Annotated in this window: 4 protein-coding genes and 3 pseudogenes; all 7 read right to left on the reverse strand. The window is 32.6% G+C overall.

What is annotated here, in order from left to right:
* Nucleotides 1–561: 561 nt before the first annotated feature.
* The 7 genes and pseudogenes from B5P42_RS29855 to B5P42_RS29895 all read right to left on the reverse strand — a co-directional run bounded on the left by B5P42_RS29855 (nucleotide 562) and on the right by B5P42_RS29895 (nucleotide 8,535).
* Entirely contained in the window at nucleotides 562–2,100 is a 1,539-nt protein-coding gene (locus B5P42_RS29855) for a thiol-activated cytolysin family protein (RefSeq protein ID WP_113735928.1), read from the reverse strand.
* 517 nt (nucleotides 2,101–2,617) lie between these two features.
* Nucleotides 2,618–3,258: pseudogene (locus B5P42_RS29870) on the reverse strand (IS6 family transposase).
* Between the two features lie 1,464 nt (nucleotides 3,259–4,722).
* On the reverse strand, nucleotides 4,723–5,001 hold the full coding sequence (locus B5P42_RS29875; protein WP_113735930.1) for an AbrB/MazE/SpoVT family DNA-binding domain-containing protein: 279 nt from the start codon (nucleotides 4,999–5,001) through the stop codon (nucleotides 4,723–4,725).
* Between the two features lie 663 nt (nucleotides 5,002–5,664).
* Nucleotides 5,665–5,884 (reverse strand): annotated as a pseudogene (locus tag B5P42_RS32985) (IS6 family transposase); the annotation flags it as partial.
* Nucleotides 5,885–6,751: 867 nt separating this feature from the next.
* Nucleotides 6,752–6,871, reverse strand: a pseudogene (locus tag B5P42_RS29885) (IS6 family transposase); the annotation flags it as partial.
* An 88-nt stretch (nucleotides 6,872–6,959) separates the two neighbouring features.
* Nucleotides 6,960–7,466 (reverse strand): GNAT family N-acetyltransferase, encoded by a 507-nt coding sequence (locus B5P42_RS29890; protein WP_097810585.1) that lies wholly within the window; start codon nucleotides 7,464–7,466, stop codon nucleotides 6,960–6,962.
* Nucleotides 7,467–7,848: 382 nt separating this feature from the next.
* Nucleotides 7,849–8,535 (reverse strand): IS6 family transposase, encoded by a 687-nt coding sequence (locus B5P42_RS29895; protein ID WP_113735931.1) that lies wholly within the window; start codon nucleotides 8,533–8,535, stop codon nucleotides 7,849–7,851.
* Between the last annotated feature and the right edge of the window lie 155 nt (nucleotides 8,536–8,690).

Raw genomic sequence — 8,690 nt, forward strand, 5'->3', positions numbered from 1 at the left:
ATATAAAGATTCTTATGCAAATATTCATCATAATAACGTAATATTAACAGGTTAATATCTCTAATAAAAGAGCGGTTAGCAAAGGCTAACTGCTTAATTTTTCTCTTAAAGGGATACCGCCACACATCGATCAACTTAAAAGTTTTAAGTAGACCTAAACAATAATTTTCTTTCTCTACCTCTAGTTATATATAAAAGCGCGTCTTATTTAAACATATATTTTTATGTAATTTTACATATACAAATATAGGAAATCGAACAATCTTCCATTTATTATATTAATGGAATACCGTTGTCTTTAGATTTAAAATCTATATCCATCAACTTAAGAATTCAAAATTACCCCAAAATGAAAAAATGAGCTATTTGTTATAAGTTAGCAAAAAATTTTGTTCTTTGGTACTATGAAATTTTAGCTAGATGGCTATGTGACGGTCCCTCTACTTAAATTGACTCTCCAATTTGATGAGTATGATATATTTGAAAAAGCGCCGATATACTTGCGACCAAGTAAAGAAGCACCCTGTAAACAGGGCGCTTCGGACATATATTAGGCTTTAATTAATGACTAATATTAGCATTTGGATATAATGTTGTTCCTCCAATTGAAACTTTTATTTCATTTGTTAATGGAACATTTTGTTCATTAATAATTGTTCTCCACCATTCCCATGCAAGACCTGTACATTCTCTTGCTACGACTTTTACATTTTTTGAATTCGGTGGAAGTGGTATGACTGTATTGAAATGAGCAGTTCTGTCTCTGCCGTTTCCTTCCCAAGTTTTATGGGTTAGTACTTCTTTTCCATTTTGATCATATGAGAATTCATCCCAAGATACATCAAATTGAGCAACATATGCACCGTAATGATCAAGCGTCATTTTAGCACTTGAATATTCTGTAGTTGTAGTCTCAATATAGTCTGTATTGTTATGAACAGCAGCAGTTGCGTTATCTTTTAAGAAAGTGCTTGTATATGAAATTGGGTATGCTGGATTTTTAGAACTTAATTCTGCATTATCTTTAATGACATTTCGGATTTCATTAAAATCTTTTGAAACAACCTTGTTATGCTCTTTTGCATCTCCGCCTAATACTACAGCGGTAAAGGTACTGTCTTCAAAAATATCTTTGTACTGTCCACTCGCTTCAACGCCTTGACCCTTAATTAAGGCTTTAAAAGCAGTTTGTACATCTTTGCTCTTAGATGATGTTTCTAATTTCACATAAACTGTTCTACCATAAGCTACATTTGACACCATAACAGGCGGAGCCGCATTACTTACCCCTTTACGAGTTAGCTCATCAAAAGTAACGCTATTATCAAAAAGATCTGATGGATTGTTAGGTAGTTCTGCACTTACGGTATAAAAGATTTGCTTATATGCCGCAACCATCACTTTTTTCTCTCCATCTGCAATCGCTTTAAAATCAATGTTCAGTGAATTGTCAAGATATTTAGCGTTAACATTAAGAGCACTTGCTATTTGAGATTTACTATACACCATAGATTCTGTATACTGCATTCTTGCAGGTAACGTATGTGTTTTTGAATACTTTTCATTCCAAGTAGATACTAATTCATCTACTGCTCCAGACACATTACCATATGTAGGATTTTGAACAGTAATTGTATTGTCTTTTCTCATGCCAGGTAAGTCTATACTAATATTCAAAGGTTTTCTCTTAGCTACTAACAAACTAGGTTGATTATCTGCAAAAGCTTTATTTGCAAGTTGTACTGCTCCTGGATAAGTACGATTAGCCACAGAATCAATAATTGAAATATCCACCGGTGAAGTTGTAAGTGATTTTTTCTCGCGTTCCACTACTACAAATTTACCATTTGAATTTGTACTTTCTTTCGGAACAAAACTCTCTACTTTATCACCATTTACTGCTAAAACCTCTTGATTATTATACTTAAGATTTCCTATGCCAGTATCAATGTTAATAGCTTTTTTTGTTGTATCAGCTGAATTACTTGTTTTTGTTTCAGCGAAAGAAATAGAAGAATAATTAATAGTGCATAAGCCAATTGATAAACATGCTAATAATTTGATTCCTTTAACACTTTTTATAACTTTCAAAAAATTCAACCCCTTGCTTTTTTCGTATTAAGGTATGATAATTATTTATAAATAATTGCTAAATAGTGAACTTACATAAATGCTTTTAAAAGTTCTTGTACGAATGGAAGTGCTCCACCTAAGAATGATAAAACTGTCATTGCGATTGTCATATTATTTCCTCCTCTTTTGTTGTTACTAAGATGTGATTTCTCTTTATGCTTTCATTATAGTAAGCGCTTATATAGATAGCAATTTATTTTAATATGCAATATTACATATGACATAAACTGGTTTTATTGCTATAATGGAAAAGGGAAATTCTACAGTATTTTTCGATATACCGAAAAGCTAATGAGCGTGAAAGTTCCAGTAGGTAAAAAGGGAAAAGAATGTTTATCATTCTTTTCCCTCTTTGTATTTTCATGCACCGCACATATCTATCGTAAGAGAGTACTTGTATACGATTATTTACTACATTCCTTTTCTTGGTTCTGTTGCAAAGTTTCCGAAGACATAAAGAGATGGGGAATATTGCGGACCAGTTTTATGAAACTATTAATAATTCATGTAATGCGTTATACGTCGAAAAAACGAAGTTTGGTTGAAGACTTCGCTTTTGTTTGTATATGGCATAGACAGTTTCTATACCTTTAATAGTACGTGAGGCATGGCGAAGACTTTGAAAGCCTAAAGAACGGGAAATTCGACGTTTCACATGTCGATGATCTTGCCCGATGATATTATTGAGGTACTTTATTGTACGATGAAAGGTATTTTTGTAAAGACATATCTCCTTATGCGGAAGCTAAAGAAGGAGATATGTCTCCAGAACCGTTGGTTCTCCAAAAGTTCGAGCTAGTCTTTTCATAAAAGCATATGCTGCTTGTTTGTCTCGTTTTTGACGAAGTTGAATATCAAGTGTTTATCCCTCTTTATCAATTGCTCGATATAAGTTTCATCCAAACGCCAAGATAACAATGTGTTTTTGTTTTTCTTCTTCCAAATTTGATAGATAAGATTTCCATATTCATGAACCCGGCGCATGATAGTTGTTGGATGAATAGAAATACCACGTTCTTTGAGAATTTCAGACACATCGCGATAGCTTAAAGAAAAACGACAATAGTGACCAGCGACTACCAAGATAATATCTTTCTGGAACTGCTTTCCTTTAAAATATCCCATTTATTAAGCTACTTGTTTGTTTTTTACAGAGTTTAGCTTACTTTAGAAAACTTTACAACAGAACCCTAATGTTGATATCTGATGAATATTTTTGAAAAGGGAGTGATGTTATAAAGTCACGATAATGTAATTTTTATAAGAATTAAATGAAAGCAACATGAAATTTTGGAACCGACATGAAGTGGAGAGAATAATTATATGTATCCTAAGTTTTTTAACAAAATGGCTTTTTCAAAAAAACATAAAGATTTATTAATTCAATTGTATAATAAAGAAATTACACGAAGTGAATATAATCACTTATTAAACGCTTTATATGAGCCAACACCAAAAGCACCTGACTATAAGACTAAAGATAATACTTTGACTGTTTAACAATTTTAATAACTTTATTTAGTTTATTTCAATTTACAAAAGAATAATAACACAAAAAATGCATCTGCATAGATACGTTTTTTGTGTATAGCCGAGAATAGGACTAATGGTAACTATCTTTAAATGAAGTAAATTCAGATTAAATAATGTTAATAGAAAACAAAGTAGCACCATATAAATTAGTAGACAGTATACAATTTTGTTAATGTCTATCTTTTTCTAAGTAAAAAAATTGGTATGTTCTCATTGACTTATCTATGGGTTCTGTTGCAAAGTTTTTTATACATAGGGGTGCCGCCGCATACCCATCAACTTAAGATTTTAAAGTAGCCCCTAAACGAAAATTTTATTATTTTACAGTTATTTATGAGAATTCAACTCATTTTTTTCGATTTGGGGAACAACCCACTTCTTAAGTCGACGGGCATGTATGGTGAAGTCTATTATATAAATTGGTCAAAAACTGACCTTCCTCAGTTTCTTTAATTCAATACATATGTTTTTTGTCATGGGAATATATGTTATAAATTTCACTTAGTCTAAGAACATCATAACATTCTAAATAGTACGGAGCGTGTATTATAATGAAAAAGATTTTATTATCGTTTATAACATTAGGAATGCTTATAGGATGTGAAAAATCTGATTCGTGTGATGAAGCAAGAGCTATCTACTCTGGAAATTGTAATTCTGCTAATACACTGACAAACGACAAAGCTGAATTGCAATTAGATTCCAGATAGTTGCTTTAATACTTAATTTATATTTTAACAGGTAACAATTTCATTTCATTTTAGAGGGATATTTCCAATCGCGATTTCCTTTAGAAATAGTCGAAGAGGTTTCACTTTTTTTAGTTAGGCTTTGTTTCTCTATGTCTTCCAGAGATTTTCGCATCTGTTCCATTTGTTCTTTTTCTTCTATTATATCAAACTCGATCTATTTGTAAGGATATAGCATCCCAAGAGAGAAACAATATATAAATGTAGACTATTGGTTCGTGTTGTTTAATATAATAATTAAGAAGGTACGTGAAATTATTATATTAGTGATAAAAAAGCTTCCTTTATAGCGGAGCCTTGAATTTCCCTATTTAACTTGGTATTGTTGCAACTGTTTAACCAGGTACTCCGCACCTTGTGGGCTTACCGTAATCTTTCCATTTGCTAATGACATATTACGTTCTGAAATCTCACCTGTTACCACACAAGTCCCACCAGCTTGATACTTCTGTAAAACAATTTTTTCTCCCTCTATAAAGATCTCTAATGGTGATTGTTCTTTGATACCAAGAGTATCCCTCAATTCTTTTGGGATAACTACACGCCCTAATCCATCTACTTTTCGAGTCATTCCTGTTGATTTCATTTAGCTTTCCCCCCCTTTTCATTATCTTTTGTATCCAATATAATTCTATTTTATTGTAACAAGCTTTCACCAAAAATTAACAACATCAAGATCTAGAAACTTACTATCAGCATTACTACCTGTCTACACCTTTGTTGAAATGAAAGGTGCTGGTGCAAAAATAAAACAAAAGAGAATAAAGCATATATATTCCTAACGGAATCGTATCTTATGTTGCAAGTCCAAAAAATTGGTGGATGAATTCTTTTTGATTTTGGATAGACTGGTTGGACGTAGACAACTGAAAAAAAGACTATGCAGCCATCGAAATTCGATATTCGATCGGAGCTCGATGATTGAGTCGTTTTTGAAATCATTTGTAGTTATAATGATAGATGTATGTTTCAATTGCTTGAATCTGTTCATGCAATGTATTATCCTTTGAAAGGCGTAATTGCCTTTGACTACATGTTGAACGCCACTTATAAGTAGCTAGAGCGATTTAACTGCGCAATGACGACAAGCCAGGTTACTCTGTATCGAAAACGTAGTTCTTCAATAATCTCGTACTTAGCCGTTTGAGCAAGAACACCTCCTATAGATTTGGATACTGCTTTTTTAAGTAAGCCACTTGCGCCTTGTAGTATTCCAATTCTTCTTCCATACTATCGAACTTCGTACAAGGACGACCTTTTACTTTGATATATGTTTCATCGACTCTCCAAGAGTCATTTATTTGTTTGAGGTAACGTCGGATCCGTTTGTCCAATTCATGACCATACTGATGAACCCAACGCATAATCGTTGTATGAGAAATGGATAAACCCCGTTCCTCCATCATTTCCACCAAATCACGAAAACTTAGGTTGTACCGTAGGTACCATTTTACCGTTAATAAGATAATATCAGGCTGATAGCGCTTCTATTTGAACCAATTTTTCTTTTCCATACCGATCACACACCTTTTTAGAGTAATAGTATCAGTATGTCCAAGTTTTAGAGATTACTTGTAATTACCTTGAAGTTTTTGCACCGGAACCCAATTAGTTAGGGGGCAATGTCATAGGCTAAAGATTGTTCCAAATATCCACCCGTAACTTTCTGATAAGTCGAAAAATATAACAACAAAACGTTTAAAATACAATTACATTTGAAAAAGAGTAGTGAGTTCAAGTTGTTATTTACATGAACTCCAAAGAAAAAAGCCAAATTCTGGATAGATTTGGCTCTTTCTTTTTACGCATTTGTAGCTAAAAATAGTATGGTCTTTAAATCCTTGTTAGGGGCAAGAATTTAAAGAAGAGTCTAGCTTAATTATGATTTTACATAAATTACATATTATAGTAAATTGATAATGTTTACGCTAAATATTGTAAATATTCAGTAATTTAATTCTTATATTATTTATGCGCAAAGTCATAATTATTGAGTTTTACAAATGAACCGTCCTAAAAAGTGAACGAGCGTTTACAAAGGTATACTTTTATAGACATAACAAGCGTTCTTCACGCCTTTGAATACGTAGTGATAAAAACTAAACCACAAGGTGTACCTTTTGAAGTGAAAGATGCATGCCTCTTCTTGTTCAATTCTGAAATTAATTTTTGGAATATCCCTAACCTGTGGTATTGCACCCTAACGAATTGTATATAAAAAAGGAAATATATCCCTAGATATGTACCTTTCGGAACGAAAATAAAATTCTACTTTTGCAAAAAAACATTCAGAACTTATTTGAAAGAGGTATATAGATTCCTAATAGAATCTATTCTTATGCAGCCATTCCGAATAGTTGATGAATAAACTTCATTTCATTTTGGACAGACTTGTCCCGTAAAATAAGTTGGCCTTTTTCAATGATATGCATCGTTTCTATTCCTGAAAGAATAGATTTTACTTTTCCATACTAATCACATCCTTTTTTAGAGTACTAGTATCAGTACAGTACGTCCAAGTTTTGGAGTGTTTGCACTAGAACCCTATTCTTCTTCTAAAATAGCGTAATAATACTCATCCCACCATTCATTTCCATGTGGTATACACTTCCTGAAATAGCCTTCTCTTCTCATTCCAATCTTCTCCATCACTCGATATGATGGGGTATTTTGTGGCTGACATGTAGCTATAATTCTATGTAATTTCATTTCCTTAAACCCATATTTCAATATAGCTTGTGCTGCTTCAGAAGCATATCCTTTATTGAAATATTTAGGATTGAACACCCAACCAATCTCATAAGTATGTTCACCAAAATATTCATGAAAAACAATATGACCAATCAGGATATTTTCATCTATTAATACCACAGGAAAGTTCTTAGCATTTTTACCAATGTTTTCATTCACAAAGTTCCTTGTATCTTCTTCAGTAAAAACCCCTTCGGGTATGTATTTCATGACATTGATATCTGATGTATACTCATGGACAGATTGCCAATCTTTGAACTCAAATTTTCGTATTAATAATCTTTCTGCTTTTACAAACATTTACTTTTCCCCCTCAAAAAATCGTAACTTTATTTCAAATCAACATTTAACCGGAAAAACAAAAAGAACTTGTAGGATGTAGGCATCTCTACAGGTTCTTTTTAGTTTAAGGTGAATATAGGGGACAAACAAACTATCTTACAGATTCATCATAAAAACTACAGGGGTAATGCTTTGACAAGTATATTATATAACAAATATTAACATCCACAGATTTTAATTTTGAATATTATGTGAATTAAGAAAAAAGAATGGTGTATCATTCCATTTTTCTAAAAATTCCATTTAGTTATTTTGTTTAAATAACTTTAAATTAATATCTACATGGTTCTGTTGCAAAGTTTAAAAAAACATAAACAGGTTGGTAAATGAGGAACAATGTTTAGGAAGTAGCTAGTAATTGTTGAAGTTCATTGTACGTTGAAAAGGCGGAGTCTCTTTGAAGACTTCGTCTTTGTTTATATAAAGCATGAATGGTTTCGATGCCTTTTATGGTACGTGAAGCATGACGAAGATTTTGAAATCCTGCGGATTTGGCAAAACGTCTCTTGATATGTCTATGGTCCTGTTCGATGAGATTATTAAAATGCTTAACGGTGCAATGTTTTGTATGCACATAAAAACCGTTATGTTTCAGTTTTTTGAGCGCACAAAGTAGGGCAGGAGCCTTGTCTGTTGTGAGAACCGTCGGTTCTCCAAAAGCTTTCACTAATCTTTTCATAAACATATAGGCAGCTTGATGATCCCTTGTTTTACGAAGTTGGATATCCAAGGTGTACCCTTTTCGATCAATCGCACGATAAAGATAACACCACTCTCCTTTGACTTTGATGTAGGTCTCATCTAAATGCCATACGAAATGTGCCGATTTATTTTTCTTCTTCCAAATTTGATAAATCAAATCTCCATATTCATGAACCCACCGCATGATGGTTGTAGGATGAACCGATATTCCACGTTCTCTCAAAAGTTCAGATACATCACGATAGCTTAAAGAAAAACGACAGTAGTAGCCGATGGCTACTAAAATAATATCCTGTTTGAATTGTTTTCCCTTAAAATATCCCATGTGATATTCTCCTCGCCTCTTTTTTTCTACAGTTTAGCTCTGTTCAAAAAACTTTGCAACAGAACCTTTTTATAAAAATTATCATACCTTAATACGAAAAAAGAGGAGGAAATAATATGGCAATCGCAATGGCAGTTTTAAAATTTGTAGGTGGA

The organism is Bacillus sp. SRB_331 (assembly GCF_003264175.1).
Taxonomy (GTDB): Bacteria; Bacillota; Bacilli; order Bacillales; family Bacillaceae_G; genus Bacillus_A; species Bacillus_A mycoides.

What these genes read in the sequence shown, in the direction of transcription:
- B5P42_RS29895 (WP_113735931.1), bottom strand. Translation starts at nt 8,535, where the DNA reads ATGGGATATTTTAAGGGAAAACAATTCAAACAGGATATTATTTTAGTA.
- B5P42_RS29890 (WP_097810585.1), bottom strand. Translation starts at nt 7,466, where the DNA reads ATGTTTGTAAAAGCAGAAAGATTATTAATACGAAAATTTGAGTTCAAA.
- B5P42_RS29875 (WP_113735930.1), bottom strand. Translation starts at nt 5,001, where the DNA reads ATGAAATCAACAGGAATGACTCGAAAAGTAGATGGATTAGGGCGTGTA.